The organism is Streptomyces sp. NPDC017246 (genome assembly GCF_044331325.1).
Lineage (GTDB): Bacteria > Actinomycetota > Actinomycetes > Streptomycetales > Streptomycetaceae > Streptomyces.
On record NZ_JBIRMW010000008.1, the window covers coordinates 199,455 to 219,754 of the forward strand.

A 20,300-nucleotide genomic window follows, 5' to 3' on the forward strand; every position below is an offset into this window, starting at 1 on the left:
CGCAGAGCTGGCGCGACCGTATGGCGGCCGTGGCGCCCCTCCGCAGTGGGGCCGGCCCGGTATCTACCGCAGTGACGCGCATGAGGACAGCTCTCGGCGACACCCGCACCACAGTGCCGGGGGCGCGCTACCAGGCGGCAGAAAGGCCAGGACCGTGGCGTCCACGGTCATCTCGGACAAGCGGCCCGGCTACGGGCAGCTTCTGCGCACACCCGGTGCGTTGTCCTTCCTGCTCCCCGGCTTCGCCGCCCGGCAGCCCTTCGCGATGCTGACCATCGGCATCGTCCTGCTCGTCCAGCACACCACCGGATCCTTCGGCAGCGCCGGCGCGGTCGCCGCCGTCACCGGTGTCTCCATGGCGCTGTTCGCCCCGCAGAGCGGAAAGCTCGCCGACCGCTTCGGCCAGCGCGCCGTGCTGATCCCCGGCGTCCTCGTCCACACCGCGTCCGTCGTCCTGCTCGTGGTGCTCGCCCTGAGCGGCGCCCCGCTCTGGGCCCTGTTCCTGGCCGCCGTGCCCGCCGGCGCCTCCGTGCCGCAGGTCGGGCCGATGGTCCGGGCCCGCTGGGCCGCCAAGCTCGACGGCACCCCGCTGATGCCGACGGCCGCGGCCTTCGAGTCCGTGACCGACGAGTTCACCTTCGTCGTCGGCCCCGTCCTCGCGACCGCCCTGTGCACCGGCGTCCACCCGGCCGCCGGCCTGATCGCCGAGGCCGCCCTCACCCTCTTCGGCGGACTCTTCTTCGCCGCGCAGCGCGCCACCCAGCCCGCCTTCGGCATCTCCTCGGCCGGCGCGGGCGAGCCGCGCCGCTCGGCCCTCTCCATCCCCGGCGTCCGGGTCCTCGTCGTCGCCTTCCTCGGCATCGGCTCCGTCTTCGGCGGCATGCAGGTCTCCCTCACGGCCTTCAGCGAGGAGATCGGCAACCCCGGCGCCAACGGCCTGCTGTACGGGGTCTTCGCCGCCGGCAACATGCTCGCGGGCATCGCCATGGGCGCCGTCGCCTGGAAGGTCGGCCCCCGCCGCCGGCTGATCCTCGGCTACGCCGGCCTCACGGTCGCCGCTTCGCTGCTGTGGACCACCCACTCGGTGCTGCTCCTCGGCGCCCTCGGTCTGGTCGTGGGCCTGTGCATCGCCCCCGCCCTGATCACCGGCTACACGATCGTCGAGACGCTGATCCCGGCGTCCTCCCGTACCGAGGCCTTCACCTGGCTCACCGGCGCCGTCGCGCTCGGCCAGGCCGCGGCCGTCACGGTCGCCGGCCGCCTCGCCGACGCCCACGGCGCGAGCACCGGATTCCTGGTGCCGATGGCGGGCACCGCGCTCGCCCTGGCCACGCTCCTCGCCCTGCGCTCGCGCCTCACGCCGCGTGAGACGAGCCGGGTCGCGGCGCGTGGTATCGGTCACCGCGTGCCGGTGGCGGTGGACTGAACCCGCGGAATACGTCACTATGGATTGTCGTTAGCACTCGATGAGTGTGAGTGCCAGGAGGAAGACAAGTGCCGACCTACCAGTACCAGTGCACCGAGTGCGGCGAAGGCCTCGAGGCGGTGCAGAAGTTCACCGATGACGCGCTGACCGAGTGCCCCCAGTGCGAGGGCCGCCTGAAGAAGGTGTTCTCGGCCGTCGGCATCGTCTTCAAGGGATCCGGCTTCTACCGGAACGACAGCCGCGGCTCGTCGTCCAGCAGCTCGCCGGCCGCGTCGAAGTCCTCGACCCCGTCCACGTCGGACGCGAAGCCGGCCGCGTCGACGTCCTCGTCGTCCTCTTCCGCCTCCTCGACGTCCTCGTCGAGCACCGGAAGCTCGGCCGCCTGACCTGATTCAGGACAACATCCGCACGTTCTTCACCGAGGGCCCCGTCGTACGCGACGGGGCCCTCGGTGTTTCCCGGGGCCCCGCATAGGGTGATCGTCATGGCGACCCAAGGCGCGTACGCGGACATCGGTGTGATCGGCGGCTCCGGCTTCTACTCCTTCCTGGAGGACGTCACAGAGGTGTCCGTCGACACTCCGTACGGCAGCCCGAGCGACTCCCTCTTCCTCGGCGAGATCGCCGGCCGGCGGGTCGCCTTCCTCCCGCGGCACGGCCGGAGCCACAGCGTCCCGCCCCACCGCATCAACTACCGCGCCAACCTCTGGGCGCTGCGCTCCGTGGGCGTCCGGCAGATCCTCGGGCCCTGCGCCGTCGGCGGGCTCCGCGAGGAGTACGGGCCGGGCACCCTCGTCGTCCCCGACCAGCTCGTCGACCGTACGAAGGCCCGGGCGCAGACCTACTTCGACGGGGAGCGGCGGGCCGACGGGGCTCTGCCCCGCGTCGTCCACGTGACCTTCGCCGACCCCTACTGCCCGGACGGGCGGCGGGTCGCGGTCAAGGCCGCCAGGGGACAGGGCTGGGAGCCCGTCGACGGCGGCACGATGGTGGTGATCGAGGGACCCCGCTTCTCCACCCGGGCCGAGTCCCGGTGGCACGCGGCGGCCGGCTGGTCGGTCGTCGGCATGACCGGCCACCCGGAGGCCGTCCTCGCCCGCGAGCTGGGGCTCTGCTACACCTCGCTCGCGCTCGTCACCGACCTGGACGCGGGCGCCGAGACCGGTGACGGCGTCTCCCACACCGAGGTACTGCGGGTGTTCGGCGAGAACGTGGGACGGCTGCGGGAGGTGCTCTTCGACGCGGTGGGCGCGCTGCCGGCGACCCTCGACCGGGACTGCCTGTGCACCGAAGCGCACGACGGCTGGGACCTGGGGATCGAACTGCCGTAAACCCCCTGGGAGAGTGAGGGAGTTGTCCACAGGCGGCGGGTGATCCCCAGCCCGGAGCGGGGAGTCGGCGCGGCCCGGAGAGTGGGAGCCGAACCCACTCCCGACCAGGACGGCGGCAGTCCACGATGACGCACACCTTCCCCTCCTCCCCCGTTCCGGCGCCGTGCGTGGTGCCGGTCTTCGAGCCGCTACGGGTGCGGGGCACCCGGCACCGCCTGCGCAGGGCCCTGCGCCGGGCACGGTGGGTGCCGCCGGTGCTCCTCGCGCTCGTGGCGGCGGCCCTCGCCGTCGCCGGCGGCACCCCGCGCCCGGGGACTCCGGGGGACCCCGTCCCCACCGTCGCCGCCCGCGTCCGGCCGCCCGCCGCCGTCCCGCTCGTGTCCGCGCCGGTACGGATCGCCGACGCCGCGACCGTACGGCTGCTGCGTCCCGGCGACCGGGTCGACGTGATCGCCGCGCCCGACTCCCCGCTCGGTGCGGCGGGTGAGGCCCGGGTGGTCGCGACGGACGCCCGAGTGGCCGAGGTTCCGCACCCGGACGAGACCCGTCCGGACGGAGGGGCGCTCATCGTCCTGTCCGTGCCCCGGTCGACGGCGACGGCGCTCGCCGGCGCCGGTGTCACGTCCCCCTTGGCGGTGACGATGTGCTGATTCGCACTGACTCCCTGTCAAGTCACCGTTCCGTGTGTACGGATTGGACGCCTCTGCGCCGTTCGCGGCCTAATGGCACGGCACACAGCAGCACAAGCGACGAAAGGCACCTCGGTGGCCGAGAAGAAGGAAAGTTTGCTGGGCGGCTTCAAAGCCTTCCTGATGCGCGGCAACGTGATCGACCTGGCCGTGGCCGTCGTCATCGGTGCCGCGTTCACCAACATCGTGAACTCGGTGGTCAAGGGCATCATCAACCCGCTCGTGGGCGCCTTCGGCACGAAGGACCTGGAGAGCTACTCGTCCTGCATCAAGGACTCGTGCGTGGTCGTCGACGGCGAGGTGCAGGGCATTCAGATCCAGTGGGGCCTGGTCCTCAGCGCGATCCTGAGCTTCCTGATCACCGCGGCCGTCGTCTACTTCCTGATGGTCCTGCCGATGGCGAAGATCCTCGCGAAGCGCGCCGCGCACGACAAGGCGAAGGAAGGCGTCGCGGAGACCATGGAGATCAGCGAGCTGGAGGTCCTCAAGGAGATCCGCGACCACCTCGTCTCGCAGCGCGGCCCCGTCACGGGCACGGGGTCGGGCACGGGCACGGGGTCGGGCACGGGCGGCGGATCCGGGACGCACCCCACCTCCTGACCGGCGACCCACGCCGGTGTCAGAGGTGGTGCGGCGGCTTCTCGTCGAGGAAGCGCGCGAGGTCGGCGGCGCTGTCGCCGCCGGCCGGAGGCCGCTCGCCCCATCCACGGTCCGTGTCGTCCGCGGACTGCTGGTCCAGCGGATCGTCGAAGACGAGTACCGGCTTCGGACTGTTCCTGGGGCTGGGACGTACGCCGGGCTGCTTCGCGTCTCGCGGTCCGTGGGCGGGGGCGGTACTCATACCTCAAGGGTACGCCCGCTCCCCCACCCCGTACCCCTCTGATCTGCGCTCTTCCTCGCCGCCGAACGGCCCTCGGCCCAGCGGCCCCCGCCTCGGCGGTCCTTCGGGTCGGAGGCCTTCGGGTCGGAGGCCTTCGGGTGGGAGGCCTTCGGGTCGGAGGCCTTCGGGTGGGAGGCCTTCGGGTGGGAGGCCTTCGGGTCAGCGGTCCTTCGGGTCGACCAGCCAGAGGCCGAGCACCACCAGGAACGACAGGACGAGGAAGCCCGCGCCCCACCACGCGGTGCCGGTGTTGCCCGCCATCCACTCGTCCACCACGATCGTCAGCCCCCACAGCTGGCCGATGACGACCGTGAGCGCCAGCGCGAGACGCGCCGACAGCTTCGAGGAGCGCTCCGGCTCCTGCTCCGTACCGGCGCCCGGTCCCGGCCCGGTGTGCCGGACCCGGGGATCGCCGTACCCGCTGGTGGGACGGATCTGCGGATAGCGCTCGTGCACCGGCCGGTTCAGCCGAGGCTGTGCGCTGCCCGGGGTGTACGCGGGGGGCCGGGGGGCCTCCGGAGCGGCCGGTGGCACGGGGGTCCTCGCCGACTCCGGGGCCTCCGGATCGCGGGGGAAGGCGCTCTCGGTCATGTCCGCTCACTCCTCTCCGCCGACGGGCGCTGTGCGGAGGTGCCGGGGCAGCCCAGGCGGTCGGCGAGTTCGGGCCGGTCGTCGCCGAGCTGGCGGCAGAGGCCCTCCCGGGCGCTCTCGCCGGAGCGGGCCGTGCCGATCGCCCAGACGCTGCCGTCGGTCTCCTCCACGAGGACCACCTTCGGCAGTCCCCGGGGCGGCGGACCCGCGGTGACCTCTCCCGTGCGGGCGTCGAAGACGCCTTCGTGGCAGGGGCAGTACAGCTCGCCCTCGCTGCCCCGGTCCTTGCGCCAGAGCACCGCGCAGGCGAGGTGGGTGCAGACCGCGGAGTAGCCGGCGAGGGTGCCGTCCTCCAGGCGGACGGCGACCGCGCGGTCCTCGGAGCCGGGGTAGCGGAAGGCCAGGGACTCGCCCGGCAGGATCCGGTCGGCGATCCTCTTCGCCTCGGGCGGCCCGTCGCTGTCCCCGTGCCGGTGCAGGATGCCGGAGGCCACGGCGACACCGCCGACGGCGAGGCCGCCGGAGACGGTGGCGACGATCCGCAGATAGTCGCGGCGGGTGGTCAGCGAGTCGGCGGCGATCCGGTCGTGGAGCGCTTCCCGGGCAGCGTCGGAACGGGGGTCCGGAGCGGGCGGCCGGGGGTCGGTGACGCTCAACGGACATCCCTTCCATTGATCTCGACGACGGGCAGCCCGCCGGGTACCGGCCACTGGACCTTGTCCGCGGGGACGACCATCGCCACACCGGTGGTGACGGTGGTGGAGCCGAAGGTGAAGGAGTCGGCGACCTGGACGCCGGGGCGTTCGGCCTGGAGCTCTTCGAGCGTTCCGTAGAAGAGGGCGCCGGTGGGGCAGACGGTGGCGCACATCGGGGCGAGGCCGTAGGCGGTGCGGTCGTAGCAGAGGTTGCACTTCATCTGGAGCTTCGCCTGGAGGTCGATCTTGGGGACGCCGAACGGGCAGGCGTTGACGCAGTTGGCGCAGCCGATGCAGCGGGTGGTGTCGGCCTGCTGCACGACGCCGTCCGCGGTGACGAGGATGGCGTCGGCGGGGCAGACCTCGGCGCAGGGGGCGACGGGGTCCTCGCAGTGCATGCAGACGGTGGGGAGGGAGGCGACGGAGTGGCCCTCGTCGGGGTAGTCGAGGTGGATCATCGACTTGCCGCGGTGGGAGTCGCATTCCCGGCAGGCGGAGACGCAGGCCTGGCAGCCGATGCAGCGGCCCGGGTCGATGAAGATCGTGCGGCCCATCATGTGCGGGTCAGCTCCTCTCCGCGGTGCCGCGGCCCTGGGGTGAGGTGGGGGGCAGCGGGTCGGTGCGGGAGACCTGGGTCTCCGGGTAGGCCGGGTGTCCGGGTGCGGTGGGCGGTGCGGGGACCTCGTCGATCCGCGGGGCGGCCTCGATCCGGGCGGCGCAGACCTTGTACTCCGGGATCTTGGAGCGCGGGTCGAGGGCGTCGATGGTGAGGGCGTTGGCCGCCGTGGGGACGGGCCAGTGGTACGGGATGAAGACGGTGTCGGGGCGGATGGCCTCGGTGACCAGGGCGGGGAAGACCTCGCTGCCGCGGCGGGTGACGACCCGGACGGGGTCGCCGTTGCGGAAGCCGTGGGAGGGGTGGACCTCGACCCAGGGGCGCGGGGTCTGTTCGACGAGGGCGCCGAGGCGGCGGGTCTGGTTGCCGGAGAGGAAGTGGGCGACGGTGCGGCCGGTGGTCAGCGAGAGGGGGTACTCCTCGCTGTACGGGTCCATGGGCGGGTGCCATTCGACGACCTGCAGATGGATCGCGCCGTCGGGGTGGTAGCTGCGGCCGTCCTCGAAGAGGCGGGGGGTGCCGGGGTGTTCGGTGCTGGGGCACGGCCAGGCGATGCCGCCGGTCTCCTCCAGCCGGTCGTAGGTGATGCCGTAGTAGTCGTTGACGGTTCCGGCGGAGGCGATCCGGAGTTCCTCGAAGACGGAGCGGGAGTCGGGGAACTCGAACTTGTCGCCCGCGCCGAGCCGCCGGGCGAGTTCGCACATGACCCAGGTGTCGGTGCGGACGCCGGCCGGGGGTTCCTGGGCCTTGTTGTGCTTGACGACCCGGGCCTCGGCGTTGGCCATGACGCCCTCGTCCTCGGCCCAGACGGTGACGGGGAAGACCACGTGCGCGTTGGCCGCGGTCTCGGAGAGGAAGAAGTCGAACTGGGCGTGGAATTCGAGGGTGTCGTAGCCGTCCTTGACGGTGGCGTAGTGGGGCAGCGAGACGAAGGGGTTGTTGCAGATGCCGACGAGTCCGCGGATCTCCTTGCGCTGCATCTGCCAGACCATCTCCATCATGGAGGTGCCGGCGGCGGGGAGTTCGGCCTCGTCGATGCCCCAGATCTCGCAGATCTGGCGGCGGTGCTCGGGGTTGGTGATGGAGCGGCCGCCGGGGAGGAGGTCGGACTTCTGGCCGTGCTCGCGGCCGCCCTGGCCGTTGCCCTGGCCGGTGATGGTGCCGTAGCCGGCGCCCGGCTTGCCGATGTTCCCCGTGGCCACGCACAGGTTGATGATGCTGAGGCAGTTCTCGACGCCCTGGGAGTGGTGCTCGACTCCGCGGGCGTGCCAGGCCATGGAGCGGCCCGCTCCCGCGAACATGCGGGCGACCTGGACGATCTGTTCCTCGGGGACGCCGCAGATCTGGGCCGACCGGGCGGGCGGGTACTCGGCGACGGTCCTCCGGACCTCCTCCCATCCGGTGGCGTGGGCGGCGAGGTAGGCCTCGTCGGTGAGTCCCTCGGCGACGACGACGTGGAGGACGGCGTTGAAGAAGGCGGAGTCGGTGCCGGGCTTGAGGGCGACGTGGATGTCGGCGGTGCGCGCGATCGCGGTCTCGCGCGGGTCGACGACGATCAGGGTGGCGCCCCGGTCGCGGGCTCCCCACAGGTACTGGGTCATGACGGGGAAGCACTCGCCGACGTTGGAGCCCGCGATGAGGAGGCAGTCGGTGAGGAGGATGTCGGAGAAGGGATTGCCCGCGCGGTCGATGCCGAAGGCCAGCTTGTTGGCCCCCGCGGCGGAGACCATGCAGAGACGTCCGTTGTAGTCGACGTGGCGGGACTTCAGGGCGACCCGGGCGAACTTGCCGACGAGGTAGGTCTTCTCGGAGAAGAGGCTGGCGCCGCCGAGGAGGCCGAAGGCGTCGTTGCCGTACTCGCCCTGGATGCGGCGGATCTCGGCGACGGTGTGGTCGAGGGCCTCGTCCCAGCCGACCTCCCGGAACTCCTCGTCGCGGTTGCGGCGCATGAGGGGCGCGGTGAGCCGGTCGGGGTGGTTGACCTGCTGGTAGGCGTTGATGCCCTTGGGGCAGAGCCGCATCCGGTTGATGTCGTGGTTGCGGGGTTCGACGCCGAAGACCTTGCCGCCGCGGTCGACGCGGAGGTACATGCCGCACTGGACGCCGCAGAAGCAGCAGTGGGTGGGGACGAGGGTCTCGCCGTTCTGGTCGGCGTGCCAGCGGTCGGCGGGGATCCCGCCGGCGTCGCGGAAGTTGCGGGTGCCGGGCGGGGCGAGGGAGGGGTCGAGCGGCAGCGCCCGGTTCGGTTCGGTCGCGGTCACTTGAAGCCCTTCTTCACGTGGTCGAGGTAGGCGGTGCCGCGCAGGACGCGCTTGCAGCGGGGGCAGTACTCGGCCCACTGGTCGAAGCCGAGGTCGAGGTCGCGCATGGTGCCCCGGAGGTTCTCCACGTACGGGGCGGTGTCGATGGGCTCGTGGCAGCGGCGGCAGGCGAGCACCTCCTCGTCCTTGCGGCGGGAGGTGTACTTGAAGAGCTGCATGCCGACGGCGGCGGGCCGCTGGACGATGTGGAAGAACTTCCCGAAGGGGATGTAGATGAGGGTGAAGACGACCGACACCATGTGGAGGATCGCGAGGAACTCGTAGCCGCCGCCGTGCAGGAAGATCGACGAGAAGGTGAGCAGCAGCCCGGTCACGGAGACGACGATGAGGGCGAGCAGCGGCACCAGGTCGTAGGCGAAGCGCTGGCCGGTGATGGCGCCGCGGTCCTTCATCCGGCGCCAGAGGAAGTAGCCCGCGCCGGGGATGACCAGGACGGCGGCGATGTCGAGGCCGTGGAACATGAGCCGGCCGAGCACGCCGAGGGCGTCGAAGCCGAGGATCTTGAAGCCCCAGATCCGCATCTCGTAGCCGGGGCCCGAGCCGGTGGAGGAGGTGAAGGTGAACCAGCCCCAGGTCAGCGGGAAGGTGATCGCGGCGGCCAGCAGACAGCCCCAGAAGATGAGCTGGTGGGCGGCCCAGCGGGCGTGGGAGCGGGCGCCGAGGAACTTCTGGAAGCCGAGGTAGGTGGCGATCATCCGGGGCAGGGCGGTGGGCGCCTTGCGGAAGTTCTCGACGGAGAAGAAGGAGCGCCGGCCCTGCTTGAAGAGGCGGCGGGCGCCGGGGGCGGAGATCCAGACCGTGTAGCGGTAGGCGACGCCGAAGGCGAGGAAGACCGTGGCGACGGCGTAGGGCAGCAGGGCCGAGTCGAAGTCGCGGAGCAGACGGCTGCCGAGGACGATCGCGAGGATCAGCAGCACGGAGACGGCGGTGCCCGTGAGGGCGGCGCGGCGGCGCACGGCGGCCGGGGTCTGCGGCGGGGGCCCGGCGACGGCCGGTTCTCCCGGGGCGGGGTCGCCGGGAGCGGGGGCGCCCGGTGTGGGATCGCCCGGCGGAGGTGTCGGCGCGGCTGTCTGCGGTGGCTCGGTCACGCGGCCACGGTAAGGCCATACGGGCGCTTTTGACCTGTTTTGCACAACTCTGGGGTGAGGGCGTCGCCCGGACGGGGTTTCAGGTGCCGCCCGGGCCGCCTCAGACGGCGTGCAGGCCGTGGCCCCGGAAGATCTCACGGACGCCGGCGACCTGCTCGGGCGACGGGGACGGCGTGTCGTGCAGGGTGAACGGCATGGCGAGTGCCTGCCACTTCGCTTCGCCGAGCTTGCGGAAGGGGAGGATGTCCATAGGGGAGACGTGGAGTGGACCGAGCCCTCGGAGGGGCGCCGGGTCGCCACGGCGGCCGGGGTCGCGGCGGCCCGGTCGTCGTTGTTGCCGTAGGCGGGGAAGACGCCCTCGACCGTGTAGTCGGTGGCCGGGCCGGACTCGTCGCGATGCACGGTGACCCGGGCGTACGTGATCGCGGCCAGCAAGTCGACGGCGACCGAGAGACCGGCGATGCCGAAGGCCACGGTGCGGCGCACGTCGCGGTCGTGGAGGGCCGTCTCGATGCGCTCGTACGCGCACTTGCCCCGCACCGGCCGGATCGGCTCCCGCGTGGCAGACGGGTCCGGGAACCGGAGCCTCTGATGTGCTGGGGTCATGACACAACCGTTCCTCCCCCTCACCGCACGTTCCCGCGAGGAGTCGCACCGGGCCTCGACGCCCCTTGAGCTCTTCTTCGACCTGTGTTTCGTCGTCGCCGTCGCCCAGGCGGGCGCGGAGCTCGTGCACGCCGTGGCCGAGGGCCACGCGGGCGAGGGGATCATCAACTACGCGATGATCTTCTTCGCCATCTGGTGGGCGTGGATGAACTTCACCTGGTTCGCCTCGGCCTACGACAACGACGACGTCCTGTACCGCGTCGTCACCCTCGTCCAGATCGCGGGCGTCCTCGTCCTCGCGGCCGGTGTCTCACGGGCCTTCGCGGAGCACGACTTCCTCGTCGTCTACCTCGGTTACCTGGTCATGCGGCTCGCGCTCGCCACGCAGTGGCTGCGCGCCGCCCACCACGCCACCGACCCCGCCGAACGGACGATGTGCCGGCGGTACGCGGGCGGGGTCGCCGCCTGTCAGATCGGCTGGCTCGCGCTGCTCCTCGCACCGGAGCCGGCCCGTCCGTGGGTCTTCCTCGTCATGGCACTGGCCGAGATGGCCGTACCCCTGTACGCGGAGAGGGTCGCGCCCAGCACCTGGCACCCGCACCACATCGCCGAGCGGTACGGCCTGTTCACCATCATCGTGCTCGGCGAGACCGTCGCCGCCGCGACCGTCGCGGTGAAGACCGGGATCGCCGAGAACGACGCCCTCGGCGAGGTGCTGCCGATCGCCGCCGGCGGGCTGCTGCTCGTCTTCGCCGCCTGGTGGATCTACTTCGTCGTCCCCGCCCACGACCGGCTGACCTCCAGCCGCCAGGGCTTCCTGTGGGGCTACGGCCATTACGTGATCTTCGCGTCGGCGGCGGCCGTGGGCGCCGGTCTGGAGATCGCGGTGGAGCAGGCCGTGGGCAAGGCCCACATCTCCACGCTCGCCGCCTCGGCCTCGGTGACGATCCCCTCGGCCGTGTTCCTCCTGTCCGTGTGGCTGCTCCACGCCCGCTACTTCAAGGTCGGCCTCGCCCAGCAGCTCGTGCTGCCGGTCTCGGCGCTCGCGATCCTGCTGTCCTCCTTCGCCGGCCGCTGGGCGGTCCTGACCGCCGGTCTCGTCGCGGCGGCCACGGTCGCGGTCGGGGTGACCCTGACGGCCGGGAACCCGGCGACCGGCGGGGGCGCCCGGGCGCGTACGGCGACCGGCTGAACCGGCGTGCCCCGCGCGACAGTCCGGCCCCCGGCCCTCCGTCTCCTCGGCTCCGAGCGCCGAACCGGGCGGCGTGGTAGGCAGGGACCATGACACAGCCCGAGCGGACGCGCGGCCAGGACGGCATCACCGATGTGAGCGGGCTGCGGGTGGGGCACGCGCGCGTGGGCGGGGCCGGGGCGTTGAGCGGCACCACGGTGGTGCTCGCCCCGCCGGGCGGGGTCGTCGCCGCCGTGGACGTACGGGGCGGCGGGCCGGGTACGCGGGAGACGGACGCGCTCGACCCGAGGAACGTCGTCCAGCGGATCGACGCGGTCGTGCTGACCGGCGGCAGCGCGTACGGCCTGGACTCGGCCGCCGGGGTGATGGCCTGGCTGGAGGAGCGGCACCGGGGCGTACGGGTGGGCCCCGATCCGTCCCACGTGGTGCCGGTGGTGCCCGCCGCCTGTGTCTTCGACCTGGGCAGGGGCGGCGACTTCACGGCCCGGCCCGACGCGTCGACGGGCCGCGCGGCGGTGGAGGCCGCCGACGCGAGCGGTGACCACGCGCGCGTGGAGACGGGCGCGGTCGGCGCGGGCACGGGCGCCGTGGTCGGCGGTCTCCGGGGCGGGGTGGGCACGGCGAGCACCGTTCTGGAGTCGGGGATCACGGTCGGCGCGCTGGTGGTGGTGAACGCGGTGGGCTCGGCCGTCGATCCGACGACGGGTGTCCTGTACGGGAGTTACTACGAAGAGGGCCGGCCCTCCTTCCCCGGAGCCGCGGTGCACGAGGCGGCGGTGCGGCGCCTCGCCGAGGCACGGGCGGCGGCCGCCCCTCCCCCGCTGAACACGACGCTCGCCGTCGTCGCCACGGATGCCGTACTGACCCGCGCTCAGGCGCGGAAGGTCGCCGGCACGGCGCACGACGGCCTCGCGCGCGCCCTGCGGCCGGTGCACCTGATGAACGACGGGGACACCGTCTTCGCGCTCGCCACCGGGGCTCGCGAACTCCCCGAGGGCCCGGGCCCGCTCGCCCTGAACGAGGTCCTGGCGGCCGGCGCCGACCTGGTGACCCGGGCGATCGTCCGGGCGGTGCTCGCCGCCCCCGGAGGCCGGCGCGGGCCGGGCGGGGACTTCCCCTCGTACGGCGAGCTCTACGGAACGCGTTCGGAGCCGTACTCCCGGTAAGCTCAAGGGAGTTGGGCGAAATCACCCGGGACGGGGCGGGAACTTCCCCCGCGAGCCCTTCGTTTTCCTGAACCCCGGACACGATGTCAGACCCAGGGACTACGTTAAGCAAGCACCAAGTGACATGCGGCGACGGCCTGGAGACCCTCTTGAACGATCCGCAGGATCCTCACGATCCCTACGAGACGACCGAGACGCACCTTGAGCGACTCCTCGGCCGGGCGCTCAACTCCTTCGACCTGCCCGACTCGACCGTCGAGCGCCTCGGTACGGCGCTCGCACACTCCAGCGCGCTGCACTCCTCGCACCACAGCGCGTCGCTGCACCGCTCCACCTACCGCCACACGTATCTGCTGAGCGACGGCTCGGCCCTCAGCCTCTGGGAGCTCACGCACAACGCCGGCCGGGACGGCGCCGAGCAGTACGAGCTCTACACCGAGGAGTCGGAGGCCCGGCTCGCGGCCTCCCGCCTCCCGACCGGGCCCCTGCCGGGCTGGACCGCGGAGCGTTCCGACGGCCGCGCCCTCGACGAGGACGACGACCTGGAGCTGCTGAGCGCACTGCTCGCCCGCCCCATACCCGCCCAGCCCCGGATGTACGTGCCGGACAACTCCGCCGACCACGCGCGCCGCGTCCTGCGGCGCGCGGAGAACGCGGACAGGCCGGGCGAGCGGACGGCCCGCCGGCTGCGGCTGGCCTTCGCGCACCACATCACCCAGGCCTTCGGGCGCCACTGCCCGGTGGAGGGTGGCCGGGACGCCGGCTTCACCCTCTACGAGCACCAGTTCCTGCTGCTCGACGGCAGCGAGGTCAGCCTCTGGGAGGTCGAGCACACGGCGACGCCTGACGGCCGCCACATGTGCGAGGTGTACGAGGACGAGCGCGCGGCCCGCGGGGCCATGGAGTCCCGCTCCCGGGTCCGCTGACGCCGTGGTGCCCGGGCCGCCCCGGGCACCACGCCGCCCCCTGGGTCCCGGGCGCTCAGACCAGCGCGGGAGCGGCGGCCTCGACCAGGCGGCGGATGGCGAACTCGCGGTTGGACCGGGTCTGTTCGCGGTACGTCTCCGGCAGGTCCGGCATCGCGAGAAGCCGGTCGCAGGTGGCCAGCGAGGCGGCGTGGTCACCCACCCAGTACGCGGTGATCGAGTACTCGAAGAGCAGCCCCCAGCGGTACACCCACGGCTGGAGGAACAGCAGGTCGGCCTCCGGCTGCTTCCGGTCGAGGACCGAGGAGACCACCGCGTGCGCGGTCCGGTAGCGGCCCAGTTTCCGCAGTCGGCCCGACAGCTCGTAGCAGGCCTCCAGCCGCTCCGGCCGTGACTCCCAGGCCCGCGACAGCGCGTCCATCCCGGCCGGCCAGTCGCCGGAGTCGGCGCGCAGGACACCGGACTGGAACAGGGAGTAGTAGACCTCCTCGACCCAGCCGCCCATGGCCGCGCGCCGCTCGTAGAGCGCGACGGCCTCCTCGGTGCGGCCGAGGTCCCGCATCGTCTGCGCCAGATAGAAGACGGTGCGGGGATTCGACGGGTCGCGCTCCAGCTCGGCGCCCAGGAGCCGGGCGTCGCGCTCGAACTTGTCGTGACGGGAGCCGCCGTCGGCGTAGTCCTCGATGACGAGGGCGTCGAGGTTCTCCTGGACGTGGTCCCGGTCGGCCGTCAGGTACTCATGGGTGACACCCTCGTACCGCCAGGGCAGACCACCTCTGACCAGGCGTTTGATGCGGTACTCCAGGGCACCCTCGTGCTTGATCATGTACGCGTCGGCGGTGAGCTCGGGCAGGGGACCCTCCTGCCGGAGGACGTGGTCGGCGTCGAGGAGCAGGAGATAGTCGGCCCGGTCGCGGGCGAGCCCGATGTTCAGGCTGCGGTTGTGGCCGAAGTTCACCCACGGCTCCTCGCGCAGCTCGCCGGGGATGCCGTCGAGGGCGCTCCGGATGAGCTCCTGGGTCCCGTCGGTGGACCCGGTGTCCGAGATGACCCAGGTGTCCACGAGACCGCGGACGGAGGCGAGGCAGCGCTCGATGACGGCGGCCTCGTTCTTGACGATCATGCACAGGCAGACGGACGGCTTCACGGCAACACCACTTCCGGTGGGGGCGGGAGGAGCTGGCGGGTGGGCGACCCTACGGACGCCGGTCCGGAACCTGGGGTCGGCGCGCCGATGGGCGGGCCGAAGTTCGCCGTCGTGCACGCACCCAATCGGATAGGGGCGATAGGCCATGGCGTTAGCGCTGCCGCCGAACCGTCAAGCCCCCGCGAGCACGATCCGATGATCCGACAAAGGGAGCACGCAGGTGCTTCCCCGGACATCACTCGCACCGGCCGTCGAGCCGGTGGAGGAAGGAGCATGCATGCGTCCTGTTACCAGGACCAGGACCCCGCTGGGCCCGCTCCCGCGGCGGCGCGCGTGGCTCGGCGGCGGGGCGATCGCCTCGGTCGCCCTCGTACTCACGGGCTTCGCGGCCCCGCCAGCCGCCGCGTTCGGCAAGACCCTCACCTTCGGACCGACGGGCGTGACCACCGCCGGTCCGCCCCCGGGCCACCACTGCGAGCAGCGGCCCCCGCACGAGAACGACGGCCCGCCGCCGTGGGAGCAGGGCCCCCACCCGCACGGCGGCCCGCACCGCACCGCGGACGGCGCGGCGCCGACGGCCGACCTCGATCAGTTCCTGGACGAGACGGTCCGCCCCCTCGTGGAGGACCCGAGCGCGGCGCAGCGCACGATGGCGGGCGGCCACGACGACTGCCAGTCCGGCCCGCCGGGCCCGCCCGGCCCCACGGGCCCGAAGGGCCCCAAGGGAGACACGGGCGCGACAGGCGCGACCGGAGCGACGGGTGCCACAGGCGCGACCGGCGCCACTGGTGCCACAGGCGCGACCGGCGCCACGGGCGAGACCGGGGCCACGGGTGCCACGGGAGCGACCGGTGAGACCGGGGCCACGGGCGCCACCGGAGCGACCGGAGCGACCGGCGAAACCGGAGCTACGGGTGCCACCGGCGCCACGGGTGCGACGGGTGCGACGGGTGCCACCGGCGAGACCGGGGCCACGGGCGCCACCGGAGCTACAGGTGCCACCGGCACCACTGGCGCTACAGGAGCTACCGGCGCCACGGGTGCCACCGGAGCGACTGGCGCCACAGGCGCGACGGGTGCCACGGGTGCGACCGGCGCCACCGGTGCGACCGGCGCCACCGGTGCCACCGGCGCGTCCTCCTGCTACGAGATCGACACCTTCGCCCCCTCGAACACCGAGGAGTTCAGCGCCGCCCTCATCAACGGGAAGGCGTACGCCGGTCGGGCCACGACCTCAGGTGGACCGATCACCTGGGTCGACCTGACCGACACCCTGCCCAACGGCCAGCCCTCGAACTACCCCGCCAACGCCTGCGGCATCTCCTTCACGGACCAGGGCAACGACGCCTACATCAAGGTGGTGACCACCTCCGGGGCCGTCTGGCAGACCCACGGGACCACCAACGGCGCGACCTTCATCTGGATCGAGGCCTGGACGGCTCAGTCGCCCATTCCGGCACTGCGGTCCCATCCGGGGAAGGAGTTCAAGGGCGACCTCGCCTTCAGCGGGCAGCCGAACCGCCTCCCGCGAACTCTGAAGCGTTCCTGACGGAACGGTGAAACACGAGGGGCGGTGCGCTCACCGAGACCGCACCGCCCCTCAAGCCCCCGTCGCCGCGACCGGCCCGGGGCCACCCGGGGCCACCCCGGGCAAGGCGAAGGGCCCTGGCCCCGGGACGAATCCCGGGACCAGGGCCCTGCCACGACCGCACTTTCTACGTGAGCGCCCCGTGCGCGAACGGCTCAGTGCGCGAGCGCCGCTTCCTTCTCGATCACGACGCCTTCGTCGTCACCGCCACCCTCCAGGTGCTGCTTCGGCTTCGACGGAAGCGCGAACATCACCAGGAAGATCACGGCGAGCACGCCCGCGACCCAGCCCATCGCGTTCTGGAAGGCGTCCGTGAACGCCGCTCCCGCCTCGGCCGGGGACTTCGGGGCGGGCTTGCCGTCGATCACGCCGAAGAAGACCACCGACACCAGGCCGAGGCCGAGCGCGTTGCCCATCTGCCCGGTGGTGTTGATCAGGCCCGAGGCCGATCCGGCGTGCTCCTTCGGCACGTCCGACAGCACCGCGTCCGTCAGCGGCGCCACGATCAGGCCCATGCCGAGACCCATGACGACCAGCGGCGGAATCATCTGCCAGGACGCGATGTCCGTCCCGTAACGGCCCGCCTCGAAGAGGTAGAGCAGCACGCCCGCGATCATCGTCAGCGCGCCCGCCTGGAGCACCTTCCGGCCGAAGCGCGGCACCAGCTTCTGCACCGAGAGACCCGCGGCCGTCGAGACCGCGATGGAGAACGGCACACCGGTCAGACCCGCCCGCAGCGGGCTCCAGCCGAGGCCGATCTGCATGTACAGCGTCCAGACCAGGAAGAAGATGCCCATCACGACACCGAAGGTCAGCTGCACCGCGATACCCGCCGCGAAGCTCTTCACCTTGAACAGCGACAGCTCGACGAGCGGCGAGCCGTCCTTCTTCGTCTTGTACTTCTCGTACGCGATGAGCGCGGCGAAGACGACCAGGCTGCCGGCCATCATCAGGTGGCCCCACAGCGGCCAGTCCAGCTCACGGCCGCGCGTCAGCGGGTAGATCAGCATCAGCAGCGCGGCCGTCACCAGGAGCACGCCGACGATGTCGAGCCGGAGCGCCTTCGGCGCCTTCGACTCGGTGATGAACTTCCGGCCCAGGAGCAGGCCCGCGATGCCGACCGGCAGGTTGATCAGGAAGATCGGGCGCCACTCCAGGCCCGCGATGTTCCACTGCGTGAGCAGCGCGCCGAGGAGCGGGCCCGAGACCGCGCCCAGACCGATGATCGCGCCGAACAGGCCGAAGACCTTGCCGCGCTCGTGCGCCGGGAAGGTGACGTGGATGATCGACAGGACCTGCGGCACCATCATCGCGGCCGCCGCGCCCTGGAGGAGGCGGGAGCCGACCAGCATCTCCTGGTTGGCCGCGAAGCCGCAGAGCGCGGAGGCGAGGGTGAAGCCCGCCGTGCCGAGGAGGAAGAGGCGCTTGCGCCCGTAGATGTCACCGAGTCGGCCACCGGTGATCAGCCCGGCGGCGAACGCGAGCGCGTACCCGGCGGTGATCCACTGGATGGCGCCGAAGGAGGCGCCGAGGTCCCGCTCGATGCTGGGGATCGCGATGTTGACGATCGTGGCGTCGACCAGGTCCATGAAGGCGGCCGTCATGACGATGGCCAGGGCTATCCAGCGCCGCTTGTCGCTCGTGTCGGTGGGGGCCGCGTCCGTGGTGACGCCGGCGTCGTGTGCACTCATACGAAGAAGATAAAGGCCATCTAGGTCAAATGACGTCCTAGATGACCCTCATGCTGAAACGCATGACGGACACCCCGGTACGACTCCTGAATCTGCTCTCGCTCCTCCAGACCCCGCGTGAGTGGCCCGGAAGCGAACTCGCCGAACGGCTCTCGGTCTCCGCCCGCACGATCCGCCGGGACATCGACCGGCTCCGGGACCTCGGCTATCCCGTCGAGGCGACGCTCGGCGCGGTCGGCGGCTACCGGCTCGTCGCCGGTACGGCCATGCCGCCGCTCCTCCTCGACGACGAGGAGGCCGTCGCCATCGCGGTCGGCCTGCGGGCGGGGGCCGGGCACGCGATCGAGGGCGTGGAGGAGGCGTCCGTACGGGCCCTGGCGAAGCTGGAGCAGGTACTGCCGGCCCGGCTGCGGCACCGGGTCTCGACCCTCCAGAACGCCACGATCCCGCTGACGCGTGGCGACGGCGCCACGGTCACCCCCGCCACGCTCACCACCCTGGCGGGCACGGTCACCGGCCGGGAGAAGCTGCGCTTCGGCTACCGGGCGGGCGACGGGGCCGAGTCGAAGCGTCTGGTCGAGCCCTACCGGCTCGTCTCCACGGGACGCCGGTGGTACCTCGTGGCGTACGACCTCGGGCGGGAGGACTGGCGCACCTTCCGGGTGGACCGGGTGACCGACCCGCTCGCCACAGGGGCCCGCTTCAGCCCCCGCGAGCTGCCCGCGGGGGACGCGGCGCAGCTCCTGGTCCGCTCCATGTCGCGGGCTCAGCCGGAGCTCGACCTGGACGTCACGTTCGACGCCCCCGCCGACTTCGTGACGGCCCGCCTCCCGTCCCACCTGGTCCCCACCGCGACGGGTCCCGCCACCTGCCGTCTCCGCACGCGCTCGACGGACTCCGTCGAATGGCTGGCCCTCCGCCTGGCCCTGGTGGACGCCCCCTTCGCCATCCACGGCCCGGAGGCCCTGCTCACCTACGTGGAGGACCTGGGCACGAGACTGACGCAAGCGGCGACCCGCGGCTGACGACGGGCGCGGATACGGGCACGGGGGCTGCGCCCGGGCGCGGCTTGGCCGAGTGCGGGCGCGGCTTGGCCGAGTGCGGGCGCGGCTTGGCCGAGTGCGGCTGCGCCCGGGCGCAGCCGCAAAGACCGGGGACACCCGGGGACGCCAAGGGCCCGGGGGCACCGAGACGGCACCCCCCGGCTCTGGCAGCCGGCCGCCCTAGGCCACCGCGTCGAAGCCCGTGTCGTGGGCCATCTTCTTCAGTTCCAGGAGCGCGTGCTTCTCGATCTGGCGGATCCGCTCGCGCGTCAGGCCGTGCTGCTTGCCGACCTCCGTGAGCGTCCGCTCGCGCCCGTCCTCGATCCCGTACCGCATACGGATGATCGAGGCCGTCCGGTGGTCGAGCTTGGCGATGAGGTCGTCGAGCTCCTCGCTGCGCAGCAGCGTGAGCACCGACTGCTCGGGCGAGATCGCCGACGTGTCCTCGAGGAGGTCGCCGAACTGCGTCTCGCCCCCGTCGTCCACGGACATGTTCAGCGAGACCGGGTCCCGCGCCCAGTCCAGGACGTCGACGACCCGCTCGGGCTTCGTGTCCAGCTCGGCCGCGATCTCCGCGGGCTCGGGCTCACGGCCGTGCTCGCGGTTGAACTCGCGCTGGACCCGGCGGATCCGGCCGAGCTCCTCCACCAGGTGGACGGGGAGCCGGATGGTGCGGGACTGGTCGGCGATGGACCGGGTGATGGCCTGGCGTATCCACCACGTCGCGTACGTGGAGAACTTGAAGCCCTTCGCGTAGTCGAACTTCTCGACCGCGCGCACCAGGCCCGCGTTCCCTTCCTGGATCAGGTCGAGCAGCGGCAGCCCGCTGCGCGGATAGCGCCGCGCCACGGCCACCACGAGCCGCAGGTTGGACTTGATGAAGAGGTCCTTGGCGCGCTCGCCGTCGGCGACCAGCGCTTCGAGCTCCTCACGGGACGCCCCACCGGCTTCGCTCTCCACCTCTCCGTCGAGGATCTGCTGGGCGTACACGCCCGCCTCGATCGTCTGGGAGAGCTCGACCTCCTTGGCGGCGTCGAGCAGGGGCGTACGCGCGATCTCGTCGAGGTACATGCCGACCAGGTCGCGGTCGGCGATCTCCCCGCCCACGGCGCGAACGCTGCTTGCCCGGCCGGCCCCGCTCTTGGCGGAGGTCTGACGACGGGCGACGGCACGGGTTGCCATGCGTGCTCCCTTGCTGAGTAGGTCGCGACACCTTTTCGGGTGCCCTGCATCCGACGGAAACAACGACTGGAATCCGGACAGAATTCCCACCCGGCACATGGATTTTCGCGATCATGCAGTATC

At 72.1% G+C, this 20,300-nt stretch carries 20 protein-coding genes and 1 pseudogene; 10 read left to right on the forward strand and 11 right to left on the reverse strand.

Annotation, left to right across the window (positions count from 1 at the left end; translation table 11 throughout):
* Window positions 1-154 precede the first annotated feature (154 nt).
* The 5 genes from ACH4MY_RS20545 to mscL all read left to right on the forward strand — a co-directional run bounded on the left by ACH4MY_RS20545 (window position 155) and on the right by mscL (window position 4,045).
* Window positions 155-1,426 (forward strand): MFS transporter, encoded by a 1,272-nt coding sequence (locus ACH4MY_RS20545; protein WP_398004992.1) that lies wholly within the window; start codon window positions 155-157, stop codon window positions 1,424-1,426.
* Between the two features lie 68 nt (window positions 1,427-1,494).
* Entirely contained in the window at window positions 1,495-1,812 is a 318-nt protein-coding gene (locus ACH4MY_RS20550) for an FmdB family zinc ribbon protein (RefSeq protein ID WP_398004994.1), read from the forward strand.
* Window positions 1,813-1,910: 98 nt separating this feature from the next.
* A complete protein-coding gene (locus tag ACH4MY_RS20555; protein ID WP_398004996.1) occupies window positions 1,911-2,756 on the forward strand; it encodes an S-methyl-5'-thioadenosine phosphorylase in 846 nt (281 codons plus the stop codon).
* A 125-nt stretch (window positions 2,757-2,881) separates the two neighbouring features.
* The gene (locus tag ACH4MY_RS20560; RefSeq protein ID WP_398004998.1) at window positions 2,882-3,406 is read left to right on the forward strand and encodes a hypothetical protein; all 525 of its coding nucleotides are present in this window, start codon (window positions 2,882-2,884) and stop codon (window positions 3,404-3,406) included.
* A 114-nt stretch (window positions 3,407-3,520) separates the two neighbouring features.
* A complete protein-coding gene (gene mscL, locus ACH4MY_RS20565; RefSeq protein ID WP_398005000.1) occupies window positions 3,521-4,045 on the forward strand; it encodes a large conductance mechanosensitive channel protein MscL in 525 nt (174 codons plus the stop codon).
* A gap of 19 nt (window positions 4,046-4,064) precedes the next feature.
* Here the strand turns inward: mscL and ACH4MY_RS20570 are convergent, their stop codons facing one another.
* The 8 genes and pseudogenes from ACH4MY_RS20570 to ACH4MY_RS20605 all read right to left on the reverse strand — a co-directional run.
* Window positions 4,065-4,286 (reverse strand): hypothetical protein, encoded by a 222-nt coding sequence (locus ACH4MY_RS20570; RefSeq protein WP_364290775.1) that lies wholly within the window; start codon window positions 4,284-4,286, stop codon window positions 4,065-4,067.
* 198 nt (window positions 4,287-4,484) lie between these two features.
* Window positions 4,485-4,916 (reverse strand): hypothetical protein, encoded by a 432-nt coding sequence (locus ACH4MY_RS20575; protein WP_398005003.1) that lies wholly within the window; start codon window positions 4,914-4,916, stop codon window positions 4,485-4,487.
* Window positions 4,913-5,572, reverse strand: coding sequence for a ubiquinol-cytochrome c reductase iron-sulfur subunit (locus tag ACH4MY_RS20580; RefSeq protein ID WP_398005005.1), 660 nt, complete (start codon window positions 5,570-5,572; stop codon window positions 4,913-4,915). The genes ACH4MY_RS20575 and ACH4MY_RS20580 overlap by 4 nt, the downstream gene beginning before the upstream one ends.
* Window positions 5,569-6,168 carry a 4Fe-4S dicluster domain-containing protein gene (locus ACH4MY_RS20585; RefSeq protein WP_125751250.1) on the reverse strand — a complete coding sequence of 200 codons (600 nt, stop codon included), beginning with the start codon at window positions 6,166-6,168 and terminating at the stop codon, window positions 5,569-5,571. Before ACH4MY_RS20585 ends, ACH4MY_RS20580 begins: the two co-directional genes overlap by 4 nt.
* A gap of 7 nt (window positions 6,169-6,175) precedes the next feature.
* Window positions 6,176-8,488 (reverse strand): molybdopterin oxidoreductase family protein, encoded by a 2,313-nt coding sequence (locus tag ACH4MY_RS20590; protein ID WP_398005007.1) that lies wholly within the window; start codon window positions 8,486-8,488, stop codon window positions 6,176-6,178.
* Window positions 8,485-9,636, reverse strand: a complete 1,152-nt coding sequence (locus ACH4MY_RS20595; protein WP_398005306.1) for an MFS transporter — start codon at window positions 9,634-9,636, stop codon at window positions 8,485-8,487. Before ACH4MY_RS20595 ends, ACH4MY_RS20590 begins: the two co-directional genes overlap by 4 nt.
* Window positions 9,637-9,736: 100 nt before the next feature.
* A complete protein-coding gene (locus ACH4MY_RS20600) occupies window positions 9,737-9,886 on the reverse strand; it encodes a hypothetical protein (protein ID WP_398005314.1) in 150 nt (49 codons plus the stop codon).
* Window positions 9,887-9,954: 68 nt separating this feature from the next.
* A pseudogene (locus tag ACH4MY_RS20605) lies at window positions 9,955-10,167 on the reverse strand (pyruvate formate lyase family protein); the annotation flags it as partial.
* A gap of 73 nt (window positions 10,168-10,240) precedes the next feature.
* Here ACH4MY_RS20605 and ACH4MY_RS20610 point away from each other — a divergent pair.
* From ACH4MY_RS20610 to ACH4MY_RS20620, 3 genes are all read left to right on the forward strand, one after another.
* Entirely contained in the window at window positions 10,241-11,434 is a 1,194-nt protein-coding gene (locus ACH4MY_RS20610; RefSeq protein ID WP_398005009.1) for a low temperature requirement protein A, read from the forward strand.
* 89 nt (window positions 11,435-11,523) lie between these two features.
* Complete coding sequence (locus ACH4MY_RS20615) at window positions 11,524-12,600, forward strand: P1 family peptidase (RefSeq protein WP_398005011.1); 1,077 nt, start codon at window positions 11,524-11,526, stop codon at window positions 12,598-12,600.
* 83 nt (window positions 12,601-12,683) lie between these two features.
* Entirely contained in the window at window positions 12,684-13,526 is an 843-nt protein-coding gene (locus tag ACH4MY_RS20620) for a DUF6227 family protein (RefSeq protein ID WP_398005013.1), read from the forward strand.
* A 55-nt stretch (window positions 13,527-13,581) separates the two neighbouring features.
* Here ACH4MY_RS20620 and ACH4MY_RS20625 read toward each other — a convergent pair whose 3' ends face one another.
* Window positions 13,582-14,673: a glycosyltransferase gene (locus tag ACH4MY_RS20625; RefSeq protein WP_398005015.1), complete on the reverse strand. Its 1,092-nt coding sequence runs from the start codon at window positions 14,671-14,673 to the stop codon at window positions 13,582-13,584.
* 277 nt (window positions 14,674-14,950) lie between these two features.
* Here ACH4MY_RS20625 and ACH4MY_RS20630 point away from each other — a divergent pair, with 277 nt between their 5' ends.
* Window positions 14,951-16,222, forward strand: coding sequence for a hypothetical protein (locus ACH4MY_RS20630; protein WP_398005017.1), 1,272 nt, complete (start codon window positions 14,951-14,953; stop codon window positions 16,220-16,222).
* A gap of 194 nt (window positions 16,223-16,416) precedes the next feature.
* On the opposite strand, the gene ACH4MY_RS20635 is transcribed toward ACH4MY_RS20630, so the two are convergent.
* On the reverse strand, window positions 16,417-17,952 hold the full coding sequence (locus ACH4MY_RS20635; RefSeq protein WP_398005019.1) for an MFS transporter: 1,536 nt from the start codon (window positions 17,950-17,952) through the stop codon (window positions 16,417-16,419).
* 62 nt (window positions 17,953-18,014) lie between these two features.
* Between ACH4MY_RS20635 and ACH4MY_RS20640 the strand changes: the two genes are divergently transcribed.
* Window positions 18,015-18,977, forward strand: a complete 963-nt coding sequence (locus ACH4MY_RS20640) for a helix-turn-helix transcriptional regulator (protein ID WP_398005021.1) — start codon at window positions 18,015-18,017, stop codon at window positions 18,975-18,977.
* Window positions 18,978-19,175: 198 nt separating this feature from the next.
* Here ACH4MY_RS20640 and ACH4MY_RS20645 read toward each other — a convergent pair whose 3' ends face one another.
* Window positions 19,176-20,177, reverse strand: coding sequence for an RNA polymerase sigma factor RpoD/SigA (locus tag ACH4MY_RS20645; RefSeq protein ID WP_398005023.1), 1,002 nt, complete (start codon window positions 20,175-20,177; stop codon window positions 19,176-19,178).
* Between the last annotated feature and the right edge of the window lie 123 nt (window positions 20,178-20,300).